Here is a 21,048-nt window from a genome sequence, read left to right as displayed (position 1 = left end):
GCCACGTACGTGGGCCGCCCGACGGACGGCTCCGCGTACACGCCACCCGGCAGCCGGTCGACCGGCGCCCGATCGGCCAACGCCCGGTAGCCTGACCGGGCTGCCGTACACCGAGCGCCGGAGTCTTCCGAACACCCCGGCATCCGCAAGGTCTGGGCCGACGGCGGCTACCGCCCGCACCCCCGGGACCAGGGACTTCACCCCCATTCCGAAGCGATGGGCCATCGAGCGGACCTATGGCCGGCTCATGCTCCACCGCCGCCTGGCCCGCGACTACGAAACCCTGCCCACCCGCTCCGAAGCCGTGATCCACCTCGCCATGACCGACCTCATGGCCCGCCGCCTCACCGGCGAAGCCACCATCTCCTGGCGCGACCCGACACCACAGACCAAACAGCAGATCCCGGGATAAAACACTGGGAGAAAACGACCTCTCACCCCTCCAGCTATCCGTGTGATCGATTGACCTGCGCTCGACTCACACCCAGTCATTCTCCGGAGCTGCCGCCCGCAGCACCTCGCTCACGCCCTTGAACACCGGCTCGCCGTGCGGGACGCACAGAGCTTCCACCTCCAGCGAGGCCAGCCGCCTGAAGGAGGCAATAGCCTGCTCCCTGTCCACGTTGAACGGGCCGAGAATCGCCCGGCCCTCCGCGGTGGCGACGATGTCGCCCGGGAACAGCACGCCGCTGGAGGAGAGGTGTAGCGCGATGCTTCCCGGGGTGTGTCCGGGCACGTGCAGGACGTGGACGGGCTCGCCCCAGTCGTCAATGGTGTCTCCGTCGTGCAGTTCCACGTCCACCGGCACATGTTGCAGGGGCCGGGCGTACGTTTCGGAGAAACCCGCCACGATCTGCTCGTGAAGCGCGCGTTCCGGGGCGGTATATACCGGCTGGGGTTCGGGTGCCGTGCCGCGGATGAACGGGGCGTCCAGGGCTCCAGCCAGGACGCGAGCACCGGTGGCCTCGACGAGATCCGCAGCCGAGCCCATGTGGTCGATGTGAGAGTGAGTGAGCACGATCTGCCGCAGGTCCTGTGAGCGGCCGCCGAGCCGTGTCAGGGCATCGAGGATCGCGGGGGCGGACCCCGGCATGGCGGTGTCGATCAGACCATAACCGTCGGGCATGCGCACGAAGTAGACATGCCCGACCGGGAAGGCCAGCTGCCAGATAGTAGGGGTGACCTGGGTGAGTTCCATGATGCGACGCTAGCGTGGGGCTGGCGAGTGTCCAGGTACTTCTGCCGACGGCGAATTGCGCGCAGCGTGAACGAGGCAGCCGGACCCAGCTCGGATCCAGGCCCAACCCGCAGAGAATGGGCGGCGTGCAGGCCACTACGAGGGTCCGAACACGGACGACCCACCGATGGGACGAACGCCCAGTCCGCCGGCCATGAACGCACGCCTATCTGCGCGACCTCTCAATCGGTCGGTTGCGCCTCTGGGCGTCCAACGGCGTCAACACAGGGTGTGCCGCCGGTTCTTCGCCAGGATCGGGTCCAGCGGGCGGCGGAACGCCTCGCACCGCAGGCTGCCGGCTGGCACCGGTGGCGGCGGCGGTGCCCGTGCCGCCTGTCCCCCGAGAGCGTCCGGGCGGATCCGTATGGCGGCAGACGGCAGGCGGCGAGGCCTTGGTCGAGGTCGGTGCCGATTTCGTCGCAGAACGGGGTGAGGATGCTGGCGCCTGGTGGTCGGAGGGGTGGGCGGGGGCGACTTCGAGGGGCGGTTCGCCGATCGCGCGGGTGTGGGCCGGCCCCGGGAGCGTGTGTGCGGCTTCGGTGAGGAGCACCGGGCGTGGTGGGGCGGCGGGACGAGCGGGGTCAGAAGACCTGCGACCACGCCGTACAGGTGATGTTCGGGAGCCGCAGAAGGGGCTTGAAAGGCCTCCCGCCCCGGAATCCCCAGATCACCTTCGTGCCGGTGACCCTGCCCGGTAAGCCGGGAGATCAGCTCGGGCATGACCGCCCTTTCGGCCACCACAATGTCAAGGTCGATGATCGGCTTGGCAGCACGTCCGGGCACGGCCGTACTTCCGACATGCTCGATGAACACAGGCAGATCCGCGACGTGAGGTGCAAGTCGCTGCCGCAGATCCTGGAATCGCTCAGCCCATCGGGGGTCGTAGTTCGCTGACCACGATCATGCCAGTCATGCTTGCAGTCTCCCAGGACCGCCAGGGCCCCATCGAATCGCTTCGAGAGTCCCGACTATCGCGTACCGAGTCGTACGGCTTGCGGCCTCAGCTCGCCGTTGCGGTTCGAATCCCCAGGGCGATCAATACGCGACTTCGTGCCCGCACTCGAGCAGTTCCTCGGCTCCTCGGCCGGTCTCTCGCCCGCCACCGTGACACGGCTGACCGTCCAAGGGCCATGCGATCACAGGGCTTGTCGCAGAACCCCGCAAGCAACCGAGGCGAAGGCTGTCGCGAGCTGGTCGAGCAGGAGCGCCGCGGAGGGGTGGGGGTCATCGTGTGGTGTGAGTGTGTAGATGCCGCGGGTCGGTGGATCGACGAGGGCCACCGTGGTGACGTCGGCCCGCAGCGCGCACGTCAGCACACCGGGGATCAGCGCGATGGCGTGACCGGTTGCAACCAGGGCCAGCTTGCCGAGCAGATCGGCCGCGGTCAGGTCGATGCGGGCGCTGACTCCGGCGCGGGCGGCGTGCTGGCGCAGCAGCGCCGCCGAGCCGTCGTTGTCCTCGACCCAGATCTGGTCGGCCAGCGCCTGCATGTGCACCGAGCCGCGCCCGGCCTGCGGATGGCCGACGGGCAGGACGACGACCATGTCGTCCAGCCCGAGGAACCGGCGTTCGACCCGCGGGTCCTGGGGCAGCCCTGGTGGCGCATCGGTGACGACAGCAACGTCGAGATCGCCGGCGATCACGCGGCTGTGCAGCTGTGCGCTCAGGCCGGGCAGCAGGCTCCACCGGACTGACCCGGCCTCCAGCAGGCCCCGGATGGCCTCGGGGACGATGCCCGCGGCAAGCGAGGGTGTCGCGCCGACGGCCAGCGGCCGGTCGAACGCCCCATCACGCACGTCTCGTGCGGCGCGAACGGCACGGTCAGCCTCGTTGAGCACGGCCAGGGCGTGGCGATGGAACACCTCGCCGGCCGGTGTGGGGCGCACTCCGCGCGCATGGCGCTCCACCAGAGCCACGCCGAGCTGCTGCTCTAGCCCGGCGATCTGCCGGGAGACGGCCGACTGCGTGTGATGGATCTCGGCAGCCGCCGCCGACAGCGACCCGAGTCGGCACACGGTCACGAAGGTCCGCCACACAGTCAGTTCCATGGCGTCAGTATGCATACCAGGTATGCGAATCCCGCAGGGCCGCCCTGCGAAATCTGCGCTTGTCGCAGTCATGGCAGTGCACGACTCTGGCACGCATGACCACACCGCACACCATTGCCGTCCTCGGCTTGGGGCACATGGGCAACGCGATCGCGACACGACTGGCTGCCCAGGGCTGGAACGTCGTCGGCTGGACTCGCTCCGGGCGCACCTCATGCGCAGTCGAGACGACCGGCGATCCGAACGACGCCGTGGCGAAGGCCGACCTCGTGCTCCTGGCGTTGTTCGACGGCCCGGCCTGCCAGCAGGTCCTCGACGACGCCCGCGACTCGCTACGAACGGACACAATCGTGCTGAATACCAGCACCATCGCCCCCGCCGAAGCGTCGAAGCTGGCCCGGCAACTCGGCCAGTCCTACATCCACGCGCCCGTGCTCGGCTCTGTGCCGGCTGCCGCCGCCGGCGCCCTGCAGATCCTCGCCGCCGCTGACCAAGACGCATTCGATCGAGCCCGACCGGTGCTGCAAACGCTGGGCACCGTGCTGCGCGTCGATGACGCCTCCACCGCCGCTGCCCTCAAGCTGATCGCCAACAACAGCCTCGCCGGCGCCGTCCTCGCGCTGCGTGACTCACTGCGGCAAGCCGACGCCCTCGGCCTGCCCCGCGCCCAGGTGCTGGACGTCCTCGAACTCGGCCAGCTCGGTGGGCTCGTGGCCCGAAAACGCACCTTTCTCACCAACCAGTCGGCCAGTGGCACGGCCGAATTCACGATCGGCGCGCTGACCAAGGACATGGCTCTGCTGGCCGCCGCATCCAACACCCCCCTGCGCAGCGCAGCCAACCTGGCCGACACGCCTGCCGACCCTGAAGCCGACATCGCCGCTGCCGCCACGGTCCCCGCCGTGGAAGATGCCGTGTTCGAACCTCTTCGTGCTTACATCCGCGGACACGCCACCGGCGACCCCACCCACTTCCGCGACGCGTTCCTACCCACCGCCCACATCGAGGGAACCCGGGACGGCGCATTCGTCTCATGGCGCCTGGACGATTACTGCGCTCTCTTCCACGGCCAGCCGGCCCCGGACGAACCGACCCGCTCCCGCCGCATCGACGCCATCGACGTCCACGGCACCGTCGCGACCGCAACCATGACGCTCTTGCACGGCCCCGACACGTTCACCGACATCTTCCTGCTGGTCCGCGCCGACGACAGCTGGCGTATTGCCAACAAGGCTTATCACCGACACTCATGAGAGGGCGGAAAGCGATGCTCGCACTGGTCGACTCCACTCATGAATACCCCCTTGACATCCAACCCAGTCCGTCCAGATCAGCACGCTGCGCACGACTAACTTCGCTGTCCAGGGACACGAGGCCGTCGCGACTCTGGAGGCGTGGGAGGCCGGTGGCCCGCCTTGGGAGATCTCCGAGTTGTGGCCGGCAGAGTCCGAAATGATCGGCCGACTCGGCCGGCCGGGCGAGCGGGTCCACCGGTGCCGGTCATTTTGCAACAACTCATGGAACGTGATCGCCGCAGGTGGGCCGCCGGGCAGTCGCCTGTTTCATGAGCGATACCTATAAAACGCGGCGGTTCTACGGCCTGGCTGACGCTGCCTGCTTCGACGAGATCACTTTCGTCCGGGACCGGGACCACTCGCGGGTGGTTCAGGCAGCCAATCACGGGTCGGGTCGTACTCCAGCCATCTGCTTCGCCTTGCTTCCTCAGCGCAGGCGGCGGCAAGGCTTTTAAGCCCCGGGTGCCCGTTTCCGGTGCGCCACAGCAGCGACCAGGCGTACAGCGGCGTGGGATCGACCAGGGGGACGGAGCGCAACCCGGGGACCTCTGGTAGTGGCACATCGGCAGGCACCAGCGAGAAGCGTTGCGGCTCTTCCGCCACCTCGGCAAGGAAGTGGGCGAGCCCTAGGTTGACGCTCGTGGCCGTGTTCTGGATGCCGAATCGGTCGGCGAAGCGGTGGAGGAAGTCGAGCCGGTCCAGCGCACCGGGTGCCCACAGCATGCTGCCGCGCAACTGGTCTGGCCGCAGAGCCGGTTCGGCGGCGAGCGGATGGTCCGTACTCAGTACAGCGTCCACCGGTTCGAGGCGGACGAGGCGGTGTGCCAGCCCGGCGGGCAGCGGTGGGTGGACTCGGCCGAAAGCCGCGTCGATGTCGCCGTGCAGCAGTGCCATCGTCACCGACGGTAGGTCGCGCCCGTGCCCCAACGCCAGTTCCCCGGACCGTCCGGCAACCTGGGCCAGCGTCCGCATCGGCGCGTAGAGGTGCCCCCAGACATCGACGCGCAGCGGATGTTCCTTCCCGAACACAGCCGCGACTGCGGCGTCGGCGGCGGCCACAGCCTGCCGGGCTGGTGGGAGGAAACGCTGTCCGGCCTCCGTGAGGCGTACGCCGCTGCCGCCGCGCTGGAACAGCTCGGTGCCGAGCAGGGATTCCAGCCGCGCGATCCTCTTGGACAGCGTCTGCTGGGAGATGGCGAGCGTCCCGGCCGCCCGACCGAAGTGCAGCTCCTCGGCGGTGCGCACGAAGGCACGTACCTGCGCCACGTCGAGATCCATGGCTCCCACCATAGGCGACAACCAAAAGTTGTCAGATTTGCTTGGCCGTTGTTGGATCGCGGGGTGGCCGCAGGGGTTACATCCTCTGCATGCAAAGACTGATTCCCACGGGGGATGCGGCGCGCCCGGTCGCCTTCGCCGAGGTCCCCCAGCCCGTGCTGGAGCCCGGTGAGGCACTGATCAAAGTCGAGGCCTTCGCGCCGAACCGGGGCGAGACATTCCTTCTTGAACACCCCCGGCCGGGGCTGCTGCCCGGCAAGGACATTGCAGGGCTCGTCGTACAAGCGGCAGCCGACGGATCCGGCCCTGACATCGGCACCCGGGTGGTCGGGCACCCGGCGCAGGGTGGCTGGGCCGAGTACGCCGCCGTGCCCACGCACTCACTCGCGGTGCTCCCGGACAGCATCGACAGTGCACGGGCGGCGGCTCTGCCCCTGGCCGGGATCACTGCCCTGCGGCTGCTTCGTACGGCCGGTGTCTTGGCTGGCCGACGGGTGCTGCTGACCGGCGCCTCAGGTGGCGTCGGCCACTACGTCACCGAGTTGGCCGTTGGGGCCGGAGCCGAACTGACTGTGGTGACGGCCACTCCGGTGCGCGGGGAGCGGCTTGCGGAGCTGGGCGCGAAGGTGGTGCATGAGGTCGCGGCGGCGCAGGGCCCGTTCGATGTCGCGCTGGAGTCCACGGGCGGGCCGGATCTGCCACTCGCCCTGTCGAAGGTACGCCCGGGCGGCATGCTCGTCTGGTTCGGCCAGGCGAGCCGCACCCCGGTGTCCCTCGACTTCTTCCAACTCCTTGGCGGGCCCGAGCGGGTCACGATCCAGCACTTCCACTACGCCGGCGCCCCGTACGGCTCCGATCTCTCAGCACTGGTGAGCCTCGTGGAACAGGGCCGGTTGCACCCGGAGATCGACCGCGTCACCGACTGGGCACAGACCGCCGACACCCTGGTCGACCTGCGAGAGCGCCGGATACGTGGCAAGGCCGTCCTGCTGACCGGAGGAGCACGATGAGCACCACCGAGTTCGCCGCTGCCCAGTGGACACGCGCCACCGGCACGGGCGTGGATCCTCACGAGTACCGGCGCGTCACCGATGGCCTCACTTCCGTCGCCGACTGGGGGCCGGCCTTCCTGCGCACTGGACACGGCTACCTCCAGCGCGCGGAGGACGCGGGATCATCCTTCTCAGCGGGTGAGTACCTGCTGATGGCGGCCCGGTGGTTCCATCTGGCCACCCTGGCGCCGTATGCGGAAGCTCATCGTGCTGCCGTCGAGGCGGATCACGCCTTGAGGAGAGCGCTCAACATGCTGGAGCCCGGTGCGCGGCAGGTGAGCGGCGAGGGATTCACCGGCTGGCTGCGTGGCCCCTCCAATGCACCGGGGACCGTGGTCGTCGTTCCCGGCCTGGACTCGGCCAAGGAGGAGTTCCTCGATCTCGTGTCCGCGCTGCTGGCCAGAGGGCTGGCGGTGTTCGCGATGGACGGCCCCGGGCAGGGCGTGCTCACGGCCACCACGACCTTTATGCCGGACTACGAGCGGGTCGTGGGCCTGGTCATCGACGCCCTCGGCGCCGCACGCATCGGGCTCGTCGGCCTGAGTCTGGGCGGCTATTTCGCTGCCCGGGCCGCAGCGCTTGAGCCGCGCGTGGCGGCCGTTGCCACCGTCAGCGGCCCCTTCCGCCTCGACTGGGAGGAACTACCCCCACCTGTACGGGACATCATGGCCAGTCGCACGGGAGGAGCCGACGCCGCCCACGAGTTCGCACGCCACGTGGACCTCACCGCCCTGGCACCCCGCATCGCGGCTCCGCTGCTGGTCGTGGACGGCGACCAGGACGTCATCCCCGGCGTGACGAACGGCGAACCCCTGGCCCGCCTGGCGCCGCACGGCACCTACCTGTCCATCCCACACGGCGACCACCTCCTCGGCAACGCGCGCCCAGACTGGCTGCCCCACCTCAGCGACCACCTCACACACACCCTGACGGGAACACCAGCATGAACCGCTTCACCAAGAAGACCATCCTCATCACCGGCGGCACCAGCGGCATGGGCCTGGCGACCGCACACCGCCTCGTCGCCGAGGGCGCCCACGTCATCGTCACCGGCCGCACCCGCGCACGGATTGACGCCGCCGTCCAGCAGATCGGCCCCGGCGCCTCGGGGATCGTGGCCGACGCCGCCGACCTCGGCGCAGTGGACGCGCTGATGGAGACTGTCCGGGACCGTCACGCCCAGCTGGACGGCCTCTTCGCCAACGCCGGCACCGGCACATTCCTGCCGTTCGAGAACATCACCGAGCCGGACTTCGACCACGGCATCGACGTCAACTTCAAGGGCGTGTTCTTCACCGTCCAAAAGGCACTGCCGCTGCTGGCGGACGGAGGCTCGATCGTCATCAACGCCTCCTGGACCCTCCACCGGGGCAACAGCGTCCTGACCCTCTACTCGGCGACCAAAGCCGCCGTGCACAACCTGGCCCGAACCCTCGCCGCCTCGCTCGCCCCGCGCGGTATCCGCGTCAACTCCGTCAGCCCCGGCTATATCGACACCCCGATGTACCCCGCCGACGCGTTGACCGAGGCCGAGACAGAGGCAGTCACCGGCCGGATCGTCGCCGGCCGCTTCGGGCGCCCGGAAGAGGTCGCCGCGGCTGTGGCGTTCCTCGCCTCAGCCGACGCGTCCTACATCAACGGCCAGGATCTCGTCATCGACGGCGGCCTGGTCGGTGCCGTACCGGCCTGATGGTTGGCCGAACACACGCGCAGTCTGATCGGCCTTTTTCGGAGCAGCGCCGCTGGCCGCTCTCGCTCCGTTCTGCACCCTCGACGACAAGCACGCCGCCACGCTGCCTCTACGCGAAGTCCTCAACCTCGTCCATGATCTGAACGACAAGCAGATCGGGGTGCGCTCCCTGGCCGACCCCCTGCCGATCAACACCGCCGACGAGGGCATGGGCCGCATCACCTTCCTGCTGCTGGCACTGTTCGCCGAGATGGAACGCGCCTTCAGAACAGCCTGGCCTACACCGACATCCGCCGCGACCGCCGCATACGTACGCTTGCCGCCCGCGGCGTGGTAAGCACCACCGCGCCATTCCTGAACTCCGCCGGATACGGAGACCTACGTCCCACCAGGACACCCTTCCTCGGACCCACAAGATCCATTGCTCAGAGTGTCCACACCGCAGGGGTCGCCTCAGCCTGAGGCTGATCCTTTGGAGTGGACACCCTGACAATGAATCTTGATGGTCCAGGGAAAGATGTCCAGGCGGGACGCAAGTCTCCGTATCCGGAGGAGTTCAGGAAGGACGCGGCCGCGCTCTACCGCGCCGCGGGCGGCAAGCGCACATACGCGGCGGTGGCGGCGGACCTCGGCATCACCGCCGAGTCGCTGCGGACGTGGGTCCGCAAGGAAAACGAGCCGCAGGCACTGCCCGAGCACCGCGAGGTCGGCGGGAGTCCGGCTGAGGAACCGGCCCGGTTGCCGGCGGAGAACGCCCGGCTACTGAAGGCGGAGAAGGCCGGACCGCCCACCGGGCCTCGGCCCTGGGAAGGGAGGCCAGGGCCGAGGCGGCTGAGGATCCGATCAGATCGTGTCTGCGACCTTGATGTAGCCCTGCTGGATGACCCACTTCTGGTTGGTGTGGTCGACGCACTGCCAGATGCGGACACGGTCACCGTTGTTGCGGGTGTTACCGGCGTCCAGGCACATCTCCTGGCGCTTGCCCACCGTGTCGGCGAGCACGATCTGCGCGTTGCGGACGATCCACTTCTGGTTGGTGTGGTTGACGCACTGCCAGATGCGTACGCGGTCGCCGTTGTTGCGGGTGTTGCCGGCGTCCAGGCACATCTCCTTGGCGTCGCCGATCGTGTCTTCGACCTTGATCTGTCCATTGGTGATCACGAACCGCTGGTTTTTGTGGTTGGCGCACTTCCAGAGGCGTACCTGATCACCGTTGTTGCGGGTATTGCCGACGTCCAGGCACACCTCATGGGCAGCCCGGGATGCAGGAGCCGCCACGGAGGACGGCACCCCCGCGCCGAGGGCGAGCATGAGCGCCGCGCCAGTGAGGGAACCAAGACAGCGAGGAGAAAGGAGCGAAGCCATGAGCAGAATCCCAATCGTTCAAGGGGTACCGAAGCACCGCCACGAGACCAGCAGTTGGTGCCCACTGATCCTGCGATTCCGCTGCCGGTCGCCGGTAGTGGATATCTCCAGACAGCCCCCGTTAGAGCGAAGATGATCACCCACCCGTGGGAACCACAGGCAGCTCACGGTGACGCCTCCGGCAGAGCGAGACCGTCGACCGTCGTGACGGGGAAGGCGGGCGGCTTCACGCCCCGGCCCGCGGTCCGGGAGCCGGGCCGGGCGACGTTGCACCCGTGGAAGGGGCGCGTGACAGTGCAGTAGTCACAGTTGGTGTGTCCTCTGACATGTGATCTCGACCGATTGCCAGGTGGCCTTGGCCGGTCACGCGCGGCGCCACGTTCCGGTTCGTGACAGTTACCGCGATCTGCTCGCCCCGTCCGGCCGGTCCTGCTCCGCCAGCGGGGCTCCAGGCGGCCCGGTGCGCGGCAAGGTTGTGGACGGGGTTTGGCGTTGACCGTTGATCGCTTCGGTTCTGGTCAGGTGCTGAGGATGGCGGCGAGGTCGTCGGGCAGTGGCATGGGCTTGGTGAGGGGGACGTCGGCTCTGCCGGTGTTGCCTTCGGGGTAGCGGCCGAGGGCTGATCCGGGGGCAGCAACGATGATTCGGATGACCTGGCCGAGGGCTTCGCGCCGGTCGCGCTGTCGCAGGGCGAGGCCGAGCATGGCGATGTGGTTGCGGGTGTGGGGCCAGGGCCAGGGCTGGGACAGGATGTGGGCCCGCTCCAGGTGACGCCAGCGGTCGGCTGGGTCCGCAGCGGTGCGGGCGGCCGTCATTTCCGCGGTGCAGGCGGTGCGGACGTCGGCGGGCATGGTGCGGGGCATCGGAGTCTCCCAGAGTCGGTCAGTTGCAGCGGGTGCAGCCGGGCTTGCAGCCGCGGGTGTCGGTCTCGGCCGCAGTCATCGGGCTTGTGGTGGGGATGGGGCTGCAGCAGGCGTCTCCGCGCCAGGCTTCGCGGCTTTCCTTGATGGCGACGGCGGCGATGACGAGGGCGGCGATCGGGTCGGCCCAGGACCAGCCGAAGAGGCTGTTGGCGACGAGGCCGACCAGGAGGACGGCGGAGAGGTAGGTGCAGAGCAGGGTCTGCTTGGAGTCGGCGACGGCGGTCGCGGAGCCGAGTTCGCGTCCGGTCTTGCGTTGGGCGGCGGACAGGAACGGCATGATCGCCAGCGAGAGGGCGGCGATGACGATGCCCGGGGTGGAGTGCTCGGCTTCGCCGGTGCCCGTCAGGGCCTGGAGGGCGTCGACGGTGACGTAGGCGGCGAGCGCGAAGAACGAGACGGCGATGATCCGCAGGGTGCGCTTCTCGCGGGCTTCGCGGACGGCGTGGTCGGTCGCGGAGAACTGCCAGGCGACCGCGGCGGCGGAGGAGACCTCGATGACGGAGTCGAGGCCGAAGCCGATCAGCGCGGTGGAGGAGGCGAGGGTGCCGGCGGTGATCGCGACGATCGCCTCGATCACGTTGTAGGTGATCGTCGCGGCGACCAGCAGCCGTATTCGCTTGGTCAGCGCGTCGCGGCGGGCCGGGGACGGGCCGAGGGATATCGCGGTCATCAGCAGCAGCCCTTCGTCTCGGCGTCGACGCAGGTCTTGTCCGTCTCGACGGCAACGACCGCGGTGCGGAGGTCGTCCAGCGCGTGCCCGAGGCGGGGGTCGGCGAGCTCGTATCGGGTGCGGCGGCCGTCGGGGACCGTGACGACGAGACCGCAGTCACGCAGACAGGCCAAGTGGTTCGACAGCCGGGTCCGCGAGACCCCGATCTTGTCGGCGAGGTCGGACGGATAGGCGGGGGCATCCCGCAGGGCCAGCAACAGCTGGCAGCGGATGGGGTCAGCAAGAGCACGGCCGAAACGCGCAAGCACTTCGACTTCCGGGGCGATGGTCAGCACCCTTCGACAATACAGAGAATCCTGGATTCAGGAAATCCTGAACTCTGATCGGGTGGAGCCGCGTGATCAGGTGAGTCAGCATCAGCAGCTGGCGGACCCTCGGCTGATGCGGGTGACCTCCATCTGCCCCTCCAGCACCTCCTCGAGCTGGGCCGCGCGGAGGGCGCGTTCCTCCGCGACGACGTCCTGCTGGAGGCTTCGCTTTGAGCACCGTCCCCGAAGGTCGATGGGCCTGGATCGCGTGAGCGTGAACTACTGACTGCACTCGGCGGCGCCCTCGGCTGATCCTGCCCGGTCAGTGCCAGGACAGCGCCATCGGCCGAGCAGTCTCCTCCGAACGCGGGACCACCCCCGGCCGAGACGGCCGGCCTACTGAAGAAGGTCATCGCGAACGCAGCGAAGCTGCAATGACGACGAAGACGTAGACGGGAAACCGCAGATGGGGCGGGCACGCAGAAGCATGCCCGCCCCAACACCATCCCCCGATCTGACGGTCTCTGCGAAAGGTGCCGTTGTGGCATAAGGGACTGGAACGCTGACCGGACGACTTCGCGACCCGACCACGCCTGTGTGCTGCCCGGCATCGGGTCGCGGCTTCACGTCGTGCACGTTTTCGACACCATGGTGCTGCCCCGCTCGCCGACGCCGACGCCGTCGAGGACGAGACCGAAACCGGCAGTTCGGCCAGCCTGCCCGATGGGGAACCGGACGCCGCCGGACTTGGTGAACTTCTCCAGGAAGAGGGCGAGTACCGCCACCCGCCCCAGTCCGCGGACGGCCTGGGTAGTGGGCGGATTACTGCATTGATTCAATTTAGGCCACAAATGCGGCACTTCGGCGCATCTGCATAGTCCCGGGCCGGACTCAAGACCCGAATCCCCCACCACCAGTCGGCCCGCGACTCCCCCTGCCCGCCCCAAGACAACCACCCCGCAGACCCTGCAAGCGGCCGACGGATGCGCCAGCGGATGCTGCGGCAAGTCAGCGGCCACCACCACGCCCGTCCTCACCCTAAACGGGCACGACCACTTTGATAGACCTGCCCGTCCGATCCGGAGAGCGGGAAGAGGGGCACACTCAGTGCGTCGGCTCGTGCCGACGGGACCGGGCTGATCCTGGACATCGACGGCTCGGGTCAGGAGGAGGGTTCAGTACCCGGATTCTTGTGGCCGAGATGCGGGCGTCCCCGGCCACAGCCGGGGCGTGCGGGTGGGCTACCCCAGTCCGGCGTGGCACGCCAGCAGCACAGGAAGAAACGGCGTCATGGCGGCGCTCGCACCGACGGCGCAGCGCAGCGCGGGATGCGCACTGTGAGCCGGCCCCAGGACTCTCTTCAGGCGGATCAGCGCCGTTTGCCCCGTTACCTTTTCTGTGGCCCCGAAATGGGGCGCCTGGCCCCCGGGTCCGGTATGGCTGTGTGCCCCCTGTCGAAGTCGATGACCTGGGGGGTGTTGCCGCCGGGCTTCGGGGCACCGCTTGACCGCTGATGAGGGGCCTGACGACTGCCTGGTCCGGTGCAACGCCGGACCTCTTCACGGGCGGGATGTCTGCGTAACGTGGTTGCCGGCGTGTGGTGCCGCAGGGACGGCCGGGACGGATGCGAAAGGCACGACCGAAGAGGGGCATCGCGCATGGCCGACACCGTCATCGATATCTCCGGCATAGGTCTGTTCCTCGGCCTGGACCTGGGCAAGGAGTTCCACCACGCCCGCGGCCTGACCGGGCAGGGCAAGACCGTCCACGACAAGAAGCTGCCCAACACCGAGGCCCGCCTGCGGGAGTTGTTCGACAAGCTCAGGGCCAAGTTCGGCACCGTCCTGGTGATCGTGGACCAGGTCGCCAACATCGGCGCGCTGCCACTGACCGTGGCCCGCGCGACCGGCTGCCGGGTCGCTTACCTGCCGGGACTCTCGATGCGCCGGGCCGCCGACCTCTACCCGGGCGAAGCCAAGACCGACGCCCGCGACGCCTTCGTCATCGCCGACACCGCCCGGACCATGCCGCACACCCTGCGCGCGGTGGACCGCGACGACGAGAAGCTGGCCGAGCTGACCATGCTCACCGGCTACGACAACGACCTGGCCGGCGAGGTCAACCGCACCTCCAACCGGCTGCGCGGCCTGCTCTCCCAGATCCATCCCACCCTGGAGCGGGTGGTCGGCCCCCGGCTGGGCTACCCCTACATCCTGGCCCTCCTTGAACGGCACGGCTCCCCGGCCAGGCTGAAGAAACTGGGCCACGCCCGCTGCGAGGCCCTGCTCAAGGCGCACGGCTCGCGCAAGGCCCACCACCTCACCGCGGAGATCTTCGACGCGCTTGCCGAGCAGACCGTCATCGTGCCCGGCACCGAGGCCAGCGCGCTGATCGTGCCCGGACTTGCCGCCCAGCTCGCCGCCGCCCACACCCAGCGCCGCCAGGCCGAGCAGGAGATCGCCGCCCTGCTGGAGGCCCTCCCTCTTTTCCACCTCCTGACCTCCATGCCCGGCATGGGCGTCAGGACCACCGCCGCCGTGATCGTCGCCATCGGCGACGGCACCACCTTCCCCACCGCAGGACACCTCGCCTCCTACGCCGGACTCGCCCCCGCCACCAAGTCCTCGGGCACCTCCATCCGTGGCGAGCACGCACCCCACCGCGGCAACCGACTCCTCAAACGCGCCCTCTTCCAGGCCGCGTTCGCCGCGATCGGCTGCAAATCCGACCGCTCCTCCCGCACCTACTACGACCGTCAACGCGCACGCGGCAAGACCCACACCCAAGCGATCCTCCGCCTGGCCCGCCAACGTGTGAACGTCATCCACGCAATGATCCGCACCGGGGCCCTCTACGAACCACGAACCCCCGGCGACATCGGCCTCGCGGCCTGACAGCACCACCGCCCCTCCCTTCCTGACCCCATCACGCGCGCACCGGCACGGCCACCCCCGCCGTGCCGGCCACCGGGCTGCCCATCAGGCACCCGATCCGCCGGGAACGTCCCGCTTCGCGGGACGTTCCCAAAAACCAGCACCAACTCCCACGAACCGACCCTGACAGGGTTGACGAAACAGATAGGGGCACCCCCCTGCGGCCAGAGCCCCCTGCAGTGCTTCGCTCGACGCCATGGTGAACATGGCGGCAGCCAGCGTGTGGCGTGAGCAGTGGCGCAGCGCGTGGTCGTCAGCGGCCATTTCGAGCAGTAGTGGAATCTGCTCTCGCATATGCCGAGCCAAGGGCATGAAGAGGATCGTGGCCACCGTCATCACGGTCGTATAGGCAGCCGGACGACGGAGGCTGATGGCGTCGACAACCTCACGGACTGTCGCCGGCCTGTCCCACTTCCACAGGCAGTCCATGATTTCGGCTTCAAGCTCCCCGAGCCGTCGCGTTCCCCGCCCCTCTTTCGTGCTCGCGCACCGAGACCAAATCATAGGTCTGCGGTGCCGCTTCCTGCGTGCTGCACTCGCGTAGCGCGATACAGAACCCAGAAGGAGGGTGTCACGTCTGCATCGGTGGTCACGTACAGCCCCGGACGAGGCGAGGATAATGGTGAGCATCGCCGCTGCTCTGTTGGCTGCGGTCGAGAAGCCCGTCCGACGTACCAACGTCCAGACGACGGTTCGGGGTCCGTGCCGCCACCGACGGCACACATGCCGGAGCCCTGGTCAGATTCCCGCGGACCGGGGCTCCTCTCCACCGCTCATTCCGGCGGAGCGTTCCTCTGCCGATTCCTCGGCCCTGCGGGACGGCGCCAGCCCCGGGCGGGCAGGTGCACCCTCGGCCTCCTCCCTATGCGGGCACTGGTGCCGAGACAGGAGGTGCGGAGCTGATCCGCCCGGTGCGGGCGAGCGCGTACACCGCACCTGCGCAGCCGAGCCCGGTCGCCGTCAGGGCTGCCCATGTCAACCACTGAGCGTCGTGGACGGAGGCGAAGTCCCACAGGGCCCCGGTGGCCAGGTTCCCCAGCGTGACCCCCAGGCCGGAGACGGTGCTGTAGAAGCCGTAGTGGGTGGCCACCAGCCGGTTGCCGGCCAGGGCGACGACGGTATCCATCTCCAAGGGGTAGACCACCGCACTGCCCGCAGCCAGCAGGACCACCGCCGCGGCAAGGGCCGTCAGCTGAAGGCCGGTCTGCCATACCCCTGTACCGGCAGGGCCGAGGGTGAGGGGAGCGAAGGACAGGCCGATGGCGGCCAGCCCGCGCACCATCGCCTGCTCGCGGCTCCACCTCTTCTTCGCCCAGCCGGTCAGCTTCAGCTGCCCTACCACCGCGACCGCGGCCGACAGCACGAACAGCCCGCTCGTGGCCTTCGTGCCGTCGGCTCCCAGAACGGTGTCGGCGGCCATCGGCAGGGCCAGGTAGACCTGGAAGGTCAACACGTAGGAGCCGATCATCGCGAGCGAGAACAGCAGGAACGGCCGGTTGGCCACCACATGCCGCCACTGCGCCAGCACCCCGCCCCCGCCTTCGCTGCCCTTGGCGGCCGGGGCGCGGCGGGCGGGCAGGGCCCGGGCCTGGAGCACGGTGAGGGCGGCGAAGACGGCGGCCGCGACGGTGCACACCAGGCGGAAGTCGGCGGCCAGCAGGGCTAGGCCGACCAGCGGGCCGAGCAACATCCCGGCCTGGTAGTAGACGTTGAACGCGGCGAAGGCGTCCAACCGCCGCTCGCCGGCCTCGGCGGCCAGGAAGGCGCGTACGGCCGGGTTGAACAGGGCGCCGGCGAAGCCGGTGGCCGCCGAGGCGGCGATGAGGGCGGGCAGGTTGTCGACCCACCCGAGCAGGGCGAACCCGCCGGTGCGCAGCAGACAGCCGGCCATGATCGGAGTCTTGTAGCCGAAGCGGTCGGCGATGGTGCCGCCGATGAGGAACATGCCCTGCTGGGAGAAGTTCCGCACTCCCAGCACGAGGCCGACCGCCCAGGCCGCGAGCCCCAGCTCACCAGCCAGGTGGGCGGCAAGGTAGGGCATGAGCATGTAGAAGGCTAGGTTGATGGCGAACTGGTTCACCATCAGCAGTCGCACCGCTGGGGGGAAGCTGCGTGTCGTGGCCAGCAGCGTCTTCACCGGGCCACCCCCACTGGCCCGCGCCCACCCGCGACCTCCAGGCCGGCGCCGGCGAGGGGATCGAGGACCGTCGTGCAGCGGCTCCATCGTTCGACGACCCGCTCGCCCGGATGCGTGAGCTCGTCGGGCGCGTCGGCCGTTTCCTGGCCGAGCAGCCGGTGGGCGCGGCACCAGTCGTCGTCGAAGACCGTGCCGATGTAGCGCTGCGGTCCGTCGGGGAAGACTGCGGCGATCCTGCTCTCCGCCGGGGAGGTGGCGGCCAGGTGGCGGGCGACCAGCGCGACCGCGCCTACGCTCCACCCGCCGGTCGCGTACTGGGCTTTCGCGAGGGCGCGGGCGGAGCGGACCGCCTCCGCGGCGGCGACCCAGTGCACTTCGTCGAACAGGGTGTAGTCGACATTGCGCGGGTAGATGCTGGAGCCCAGTCCCCGCATCAGGCGGGGTGCGGCGGGCTGCCCGAAGATCGTGGAGCCGCAGGTGTCCACCCCCACGATCCGCAGGGCGGGGAAGAAGCCGCGCAGGATGCGGCCGATTCCGGCCGAGTGCCCGCCGGTGCCTACGCTCACCACGAGCGTGTCGATCCGGCCGAGCTGGGCGACCAGCTCGTGGGCGAGGGGCGCGTAGGCGGCCACGTTGTCGGGATTGTGGTACTGATCCGGGCACCATGCATCCGGACAGGCGATCAGCAGCTCGTCGACTTTCTCCCGGCGGGCCTGCTGCCAGCCCCCGACCGGGTGCGGCTCGCTCACCAGGTGCAGCTCGGCGCCGTAGGCGGTCAGCAGGCCCCGCATCAGAGGCTCCATGCCGGGGTCGGTGACCACCGCCACCGGATGCCCGGACGTCACCCCGGCCAGTGCCAGGCCCAGCCCCAGCGTGCCGGAGGTCGACTCGATGATCCGTGCGCCGGGCAGCAGCTCGCCGCGTTCGCGGGCGCGGGCCACCATGTACAGCGCGGTCCGGTCCTTGATCCCGCCCGGATTGTGGCCTTCCAGCTTGGCCCAGAACCCCCGGCCCGGGTCGGTGAACGGTTCACCGACCCACAGCACCGGGGTGTCACCGACCAGTCCGGCCGGGGTGTGCGCGGCCGGGGCGAAGGGCGCCAGCAGCTGGGCAGGCGAAAAGCCGGCAGTGATGTCAGAAGGGTTCATCGTGTGAGGTCTCCCACAGCCCCACCCCATGGGTGGACCGCGTGATCGTGACGACTGTTCAGGAACGCTCAACACCGCCACGGCCGCGACGCAGTCCGGCCATTCGGCAACTGCGTCACTGCGTGCGGTGCGTCCCGATCAGGTCCGCCATACCCCAAGCACCGACCGCATCCGCTGCTGCTCATCGTGAGGCCCTGGCGAGCCCCCTCCTGGGGCTCCCCGCCAGGCAGCCGCGAACGACACCTGCTGCACCGCGCCTGCGGGCGCCCCAGCATCCGGTGCCGGCGGCGCAGCTACATCCCGGGACAGCACACCCGGATCGTCCGCCCCCGCGCAGTCGGCGAACCGCAGCCCCGGCTCTCCATCGGTCCCTGCGGTCTCCAGTCCGGGGAGCGGCCCGGTGTCCGCGACCACTGCCGTGGCCGCGACGGGCAGCGAGTCGGAACCGGCAGCCCGTCCGAGTTCTGGCCCGTGGGCACAGGCAAGGACGTGCACGAGAGAGGCCAGCACCAAGGCGAGGATCGCCGGGAGCGCTGACGACCACGAGCGACGCCGCATCACGAACACGTCACCTAGCGTACCCGGTTCATTACATGAAGTGCTCGTTAGGTGCGGCCGGCCGCACTGTGTGCGCTCGCCAGGTCCGCCGCAGGAACCCCGGCAGCACCTCGGCAGTCGGCTCCGAGTGCGCAAGAACCCCGCCGCGCGCCGCCCCCACGACGACGACCACCAACTCACCGCGCGGCAGGATCTCCACGGCTTCCGGCTCACCTCCGTGTGCGAACCCGGGCTCCGCTCCCACGCATGGATCAAGATCAGAAATATCCGGACCGTCGATGCGATCGCGTGCGGATGGGTGCCGGCCACGGCCGCTCGCCGGTCTGCCCGGCGCCCTACTGGCGGGCGAGCGGCACGGCGGCGGCCTGCGGTACATGGGCAGCGTCGGCACCGGATGGAGCGACGCCACTTCAGCAGCGCATCACCCTGACCGAACAAGAACTTGCCGACAAACAGGGTGAACTCGAAGAACGGACAGAGGAGCTCGATGCAGCACGGGCTGCCAACCGTGAACCGGCCAGAGCGTTGAACCAGTCCGGGTGATGCCCTTCTCAGGAGTGCCAGGGCTCTCCGGTGACTTGGTGGTCGGCGTGACTGATGGCCTCGATGACCAGGCGGCGCAGGTGTCCGTCGCCGAGGGCGTACACGGCTCGCCGGCCTTCCTTGCGGGAGTGGACGAGCCCGGCGAGCCGCAGTTTGGCCAGGTGCTGGCTGACGGCGGGCCGGGCGGCCCCGCTGGCGGTGGTGAGCGCGGTGACGTCTGCCTCGCCGTTGGCCAGTAGCCACAGCAGATGAAGCCTCGTCGGATCGGCGAGCAGCGCGAAGACCGTAGAAGCGGTGTGCAGTTGTTCGGGGCCCGGTGTGCGCAGGTGCGCCTTAGGTGCAACTGGCGTCTGTTCGCGTGCAGGCATGAGGTCATCGTAGGCCCGGAACGCCTTCTCGTGCATATGTGCGCAGGTGCGCACACATAACTATGGTGGTGAGTGTTCGAGCTGCCGACCGAAGGACGCGCCCGTGCTTTTTGTGCTGCGCAACCGCATCTACCGCTACCTGTTCGCCGCGCAGGTCGTCGCCCTGTTGGGTACTGGTCTGGCAACGGTGGCGCTGGGCCTGCTGGCCTACGACATCGCAGGCACGGGCGCTTCTGCGGTGCTGGGGACGGCGCTGGCCATCAAGATGGTCGCCTACGTGGCCGTCGCACCGGTGGTGAGCGCGGTAGCGGATCGCATACCGCGGCGCACGCTGATGGTGGCGATGGACCTCACGCGAGCCGTGGTCGCACTGGCGCTGCCGTTCGTCACACAGGTCTGGCAGATCTACGTCCTGATCTTCCTGCTGCAGGCGGCATCCGCGGCCTTCACCCCGACCTTCCAGGCCACCATTCCCGCCGTCCTGCCCGCCGAGCGCGACTACACCCGGGCGCTGTCGATGTCCCGCCTCGCCTACGATCTGGAGAGCCTGTTCAGCCCGGCGCTGGCCGCGGCCCTGCTGTCGTTGGTCACGTACAACTGGCTGTTCGCCGGAACGTCCGTCGGCTTCCTTGCCTCCGCCGCCCTGGTCGTCTCCTGCGTCCTGCCCAAGCCCGCCCCTGCGGAGCACACCGGCCGGCCGCGCGCCAAAGCCGCCTTCGGCCTCCGGCTGTTCTGGGTCACCCCCCGCCTGCGTGCCCTGCTCGCACTGGACCTCGCGGTCGCGGCGGCGGGCGCAATGGTCATCGTCAACACGGTCGTCCTGGTCCGTGATCACCTGCACCGGACGGCCGGGGACGTTTCCCTCGCCCTGAGTGCCTACGGCGCCGGATCGATGGCGGCCGCCCTGATGCTGCCCCGGATCCTGGAGCGTGTGAGCGACCGTGCCGTCATGCTCCCCGTGGCGTTCGCCCTACCCGTGGTCTTCGCCGCGTACGGCATCGCGACGTCCGAAAGTCCGTCCTGGCCGGCCCTCCTCACCGCCTGGACCGCTTTCGGCGCCGCATGCTCCGCAGTACTCACCCCCACCGGACGGCTGATCCGACGCTCGGCCGCACGAGCCGACCTACCGGCCGCGTTCGCCGCCCAGTTCTCCCTCTCCCACAGCTGCTGGCTTCTCACCTATCCGCTGGCCGGCTGGCTCGCCTCCGCCGCGGGGATGGCCACCGCTTGCTGGGTGCTCGGGGCCATCGCGATGGCCGGCGCTCTGACCGCCGTGTTGATCTGGCCCGCCCCCGACATGGCGCGACTTGACCACCACCACCACCACCTTCCGTCCGGTCACCCCCACCTCGCTGAAGCCCGCCTCACCTCGGACGGCTACCAGCACAGCCACGACTACGTCATCGACCACCTGCATCCGAACTGGCCCGCAACTCGCCACACAGCCCGATCCTGAACATCACCCTGACAGCCAGGCCCCCAATGCGGCCTGCCA

Annotated in this window: 20 protein-coding genes and 3 pseudogenes; 10 read left to right on the top strand and 13 right to left on the bottom strand. The window is 69.2% G+C overall.

Annotated features, from left to right (window positions below):
* Positions 1–123: 123 nt before the first annotated feature.
* Positions 124–412, top strand: a pseudogene (locus OG978_RS39580) (transposase); the annotation flags it as partial.
* A 66-nt stretch (positions 413–478) separates the two neighbouring features.
* Here OG978_RS39580 and OG978_RS39575 read toward each other — a convergent pair.
* The 3 genes and pseudogenes from OG978_RS39575 to OG978_RS39570 all read right to left on the bottom strand — a co-directional run bounded on the left by OG978_RS39575 (position 479) and on the right by OG978_RS39570 (position 3,285).
* Entirely contained in the window at positions 479–1,198 is a 720-nt protein-coding gene (locus OG978_RS39575) for an MBL fold metallo-hydrolase (RefSeq protein WP_326769843.1), read from the bottom strand.
* A gap of 258 nt (positions 1,199–1,456) precedes the next feature.
* A pseudogene (locus OG978_RS48525) lies at positions 1,457–2,113 on the bottom strand (GrpB family protein); the annotation flags it as partial.
* Between the two features lie 260 nt (positions 2,114–2,373).
* Positions 2,374–3,285: a LysR family transcriptional regulator gene (locus OG978_RS39570; RefSeq protein ID WP_326769842.1), complete on the bottom strand. Its 912-nt coding sequence runs from the start codon at positions 3,283–3,285 to the stop codon at positions 2,374–2,376.
* A 95-nt stretch (positions 3,286–3,380) separates the two neighbouring features.
* Between OG978_RS39570 and OG978_RS39565 the strand changes: the two genes are divergently transcribed.
* Positions 3,381–4,538: a nuclear transport factor 2 family protein gene (locus OG978_RS39565; RefSeq protein ID WP_326769841.1), complete on the top strand. Its 1,158-nt coding sequence runs from the start codon at positions 3,381–3,383 to the stop codon at positions 4,536–4,538.
* Between the two features lie 375 nt (positions 4,539–4,913).
* On the opposite strand, the gene OG978_RS39560 is transcribed toward OG978_RS39565, so the two are convergent.
* A complete protein-coding gene (locus OG978_RS39560) occupies positions 4,914–5,858 on the bottom strand; it encodes a LysR family transcriptional regulator (RefSeq protein WP_326769840.1) in 945 nt (314 codons plus the stop codon).
* Positions 5,859–5,947: 89 nt separating this feature from the next.
* Between OG978_RS39560 and OG978_RS39555 the strand changes: the two genes are divergently transcribed.
* The 5 genes and pseudogenes from OG978_RS39555 to OG978_RS39535 form a co-directional block, all read left to right on the top strand.
* Entirely contained in the window at positions 5,948–6,868 is a 921-nt protein-coding gene (locus OG978_RS39555) for a zinc-binding dehydrogenase (RefSeq protein ID WP_326769839.1), read from the top strand.
* Complete coding sequence (locus OG978_RS39550; RefSeq protein ID WP_326769838.1) at positions 6,865–7,857, top strand: alpha/beta hydrolase family protein; 993 nt, start codon at positions 6,865–6,867, stop codon at positions 7,855–7,857. The genes OG978_RS39555 and OG978_RS39550 overlap by 4 nt, the downstream gene beginning before the upstream one ends.
* A complete protein-coding gene (locus OG978_RS39545; RefSeq protein ID WP_326769837.1) occupies positions 7,854–8,600 on the top strand; it encodes an SDR family oxidoreductase in 747 nt (248 codons plus the stop codon). Before OG978_RS39550 ends, OG978_RS39545 begins: the two co-directional genes overlap by 4 nt.
* Positions 8,601–8,652: 52 nt before the next feature.
* Positions 8,653–8,937 (top strand): recombinase family protein, encoded by a 285-nt coding sequence (locus OG978_RS39540; RefSeq protein WP_326770297.1) that lies wholly within the window; start codon positions 8,653–8,655, stop codon positions 8,935–8,937.
* Between the two features lie 155 nt (positions 8,938–9,092).
* Positions 9,093–9,350 (top strand): annotated as a pseudogene (locus OG978_RS39535) (transposase); the annotation flags it as partial.
* A gap of 93 nt (positions 9,351–9,443) precedes the next feature.
* Here OG978_RS39535 and OG978_RS39530 read toward each other — a convergent pair.
* The 5 genes from OG978_RS39530 to OG978_RS39510 all read right to left on the bottom strand — a co-directional run bounded on the left by OG978_RS39530 (position 9,444) and on the right by OG978_RS39510 (position 12,651).
* The gene (locus OG978_RS39530) at positions 9,444–9,878 is read right to left on the bottom strand and encodes an RICIN domain-containing protein (protein ID WP_326769836.1); all 435 of its coding nucleotides are present in this window, start codon (positions 9,876–9,878) and stop codon (positions 9,444–9,446) included.
* A gap of 605 nt (positions 9,879–10,483) precedes the next feature.
* Positions 10,484–10,828 (bottom strand): DUF3703 domain-containing protein, encoded by a 345-nt coding sequence (locus OG978_RS39525; protein WP_326769835.1) that lies wholly within the window; start codon positions 10,826–10,828, stop codon positions 10,484–10,486.
* Between the two features lie 19 nt (positions 10,829–10,847).
* Positions 10,848–11,558 carry a cation transporter gene (locus tag OG978_RS39520; RefSeq protein WP_326769834.1) on the bottom strand — a complete coding sequence of 237 codons (711 nt, stop codon included), beginning with the start codon at positions 11,556–11,558 and terminating at the stop codon, positions 10,848–10,850.
* Positions 11,558–11,893, bottom strand: coding sequence for an ArsR/SmtB family transcription factor (locus OG978_RS39515; protein ID WP_326769833.1), 336 nt, complete (start codon positions 11,891–11,893; stop codon positions 11,558–11,560). Before OG978_RS39515 ends, OG978_RS39520 begins: the two co-directional genes overlap by 1 nt.
* Before the next feature lie 596 nt (positions 11,894–12,489).
* Positions 12,490–12,651 (bottom strand): hypothetical protein, encoded by a 162-nt coding sequence (locus OG978_RS39510; RefSeq protein ID WP_326769832.1) that lies wholly within the window; start codon positions 12,649–12,651, stop codon positions 12,490–12,492.
* An 873-nt stretch (positions 12,652–13,524) separates the two neighbouring features.
* On the opposite strand from OG978_RS39510, the gene OG978_RS39505 reads away from it, so the two are divergent.
* The gene (locus tag OG978_RS39505) at positions 13,525–14,760 is read left to right on the top strand and encodes an IS110 family transposase (RefSeq protein WP_326763311.1); all 1,236 of its coding nucleotides are present in this window, start codon (positions 13,525–13,527) and stop codon (positions 14,758–14,760) included.
* Between the two features lie 84 nt (positions 14,761–14,844).
* Here the strand turns inward: OG978_RS39505 and OG978_RS39500 are convergent, their stop codons facing one another.
* The 3 genes from OG978_RS39500 to OG978_RS39490 all read right to left on the bottom strand — a co-directional run bounded on the left by OG978_RS39500 (position 14,845) and on the right by OG978_RS39490 (position 18,084).
* Entirely contained in the window at positions 14,845–15,303 is a 459-nt protein-coding gene (locus OG978_RS39500) for a BlaI/MecI/CopY family transcriptional regulator (RefSeq protein WP_326769831.1), read from the bottom strand.
* 358 nt (positions 15,304–15,661) lie between these two features.
* Positions 15,662–16,882 (bottom strand): MFS transporter, encoded by a 1,221-nt coding sequence (locus OG978_RS39495; protein ID WP_442817871.1) that lies wholly within the window; start codon positions 16,880–16,882, stop codon positions 15,662–15,664.
* Between the two features lie 50 nt (positions 16,883–16,932).
* Positions 16,933–18,084, bottom strand: a complete 1,152-nt coding sequence (locus OG978_RS39490) for a PLP-dependent cysteine synthase family protein (protein WP_326769829.1) — start codon at positions 18,082–18,084, stop codon at positions 16,933–16,935.
* Between the two features lie 804 nt (positions 18,085–18,888).
* On the opposite strand from OG978_RS39490, the gene OG978_RS48520 reads away from it, so the two are divergent.
* Positions 18,889–19,185, top strand: a complete 297-nt coding sequence (locus tag OG978_RS48520; RefSeq protein ID WP_442817810.1) for a hypothetical protein — start codon at positions 18,889–18,891, stop codon at positions 19,183–19,185.
* An 8-nt stretch (positions 19,186–19,193) separates the two neighbouring features.
* Here OG978_RS48520 and OG978_RS39480 read toward each other — a convergent pair whose 3' ends face one another.
* On the bottom strand, positions 19,194–19,553 hold the full coding sequence (locus tag OG978_RS39480) for an ArsR/SmtB family transcription factor (RefSeq protein ID WP_326769828.1): 360 nt from the start codon (positions 19,551–19,553) through the stop codon (positions 19,194–19,196).
* Between the two features lie 103 nt (positions 19,554–19,656).
* Here OG978_RS39480 and OG978_RS39475 point away from each other — a divergent pair, with 103 nt between their 5' ends.
* On the top strand, positions 19,657–21,009 hold the full coding sequence (locus OG978_RS39475) for an MFS transporter (protein WP_326769827.1): 1,353 nt from the start codon (positions 19,657–19,659) through the stop codon (positions 21,007–21,009).
* Positions 21,010–21,048 lie beyond the last annotated feature (39 nt).

Origin of the sequence: Streptomyces sp. NBC_01591 (assembly GCF_035918155.1) — a bacterium.
Classification (GTDB): Bacteria; Actinomycetota; Actinomycetes; order Streptomycetales; family Streptomycetaceae; genus Streptomyces.
The sequence above is the reverse complement of the archived record's forward strand: the minus strand, read 5'-3'. Positions and strand labels throughout refer to the sequence as shown.

Excerpts from the sequence above, each read along its gene's own strand:
- OG978_RS39575 (WP_326769843.1), bottom strand. The coding sequence starts at position 1,198 with ATGGAACTCACCCAGGTCACCCCTACTATCTGGCAGCTGGCCTTCCCG.
- OG978_RS39570 (WP_326769842.1), bottom strand. The coding sequence starts at position 3,285 with ATGGAACTGACTGTGTGGCGGACCTTCGTGACCGTGTGCCGACTCGGG.
- OG978_RS39565 (WP_326769841.1), top strand. The coding sequence starts at position 3,381 with ATGACCACACCGCACACCATTGCCGTCCTCGGCTTGGGGCACATGGGC.
- OG978_RS39560 (WP_326769840.1), bottom strand. The coding sequence starts at position 5,858 with ATGGATCTCGACGTGGCGCAGGTACGTGCCTTCGTGCGCACCGCCGAG.
- OG978_RS39555 (WP_326769839.1), top strand. The coding sequence starts at position 5,948 with ATGCAAAGACTGATTCCCACGGGGGATGCGGCGCGCCCGGTCGCCTTC.
- OG978_RS39550 (WP_326769838.1), top strand. The coding sequence starts at position 6,865 with ATGAGCACCACCGAGTTCGCCGCTGCCCAGTGGACACGCGCCACCGGC.
- OG978_RS39545 (WP_326769837.1), top strand. The coding sequence starts at position 7,854 with ATGAACCGCTTCACCAAGAAGACCATCCTCATCACCGGCGGCACCAGC.
- OG978_RS39525 (WP_326769835.1), bottom strand. The coding sequence starts at position 10,828 with ATGCCCCGCACCATGCCCGCCGACGTCCGCACCGCCTGCACCGCGGAA.
- OG978_RS39520 (WP_326769834.1), bottom strand. The coding sequence starts at position 11,558 with ATGACCGCGATATCCCTCGGCCCGTCCCCGGCCCGCCGCGACGCGCTG.
- OG978_RS39505 (WP_326763311.1), top strand. The coding sequence starts at position 13,525 with ATGGCCGACACCGTCATCGATATCTCCGGCATAGGTCTGTTCCTCGGC.
- OG978_RS39500 (WP_326769831.1), bottom strand. The coding sequence starts at position 15,303 with ATGATTTGGTCTCGGTGCGCGAGCACGAAAGAGGGGCGGGGAACGCGA.
- OG978_RS39495 (WP_442817871.1), bottom strand. The coding sequence starts at position 16,882 with ATGGTGAACCAGTTCGCCATCAACCTAGCCTTCTACATGCTCATGCCC.
- OG978_RS39490 (WP_326769829.1), bottom strand. The coding sequence starts at position 18,084 with ATGAACCCTTCTGACATCACTGCCGGCTTTTCGCCTGCCCAGCTGCTG.
- OG978_RS48520 (WP_442817810.1), top strand. The coding sequence starts at position 18,889 with ATGGATCAAGATCAGAAATATCCGGACCGTCGATGCGATCGCGTGCGG.
- OG978_RS39480 (WP_326769828.1), bottom strand. The coding sequence starts at position 19,553 with ATGCCTGCACGCGAACAGACGCCAGTTGCACCTAAGGCGCACCTGCGC.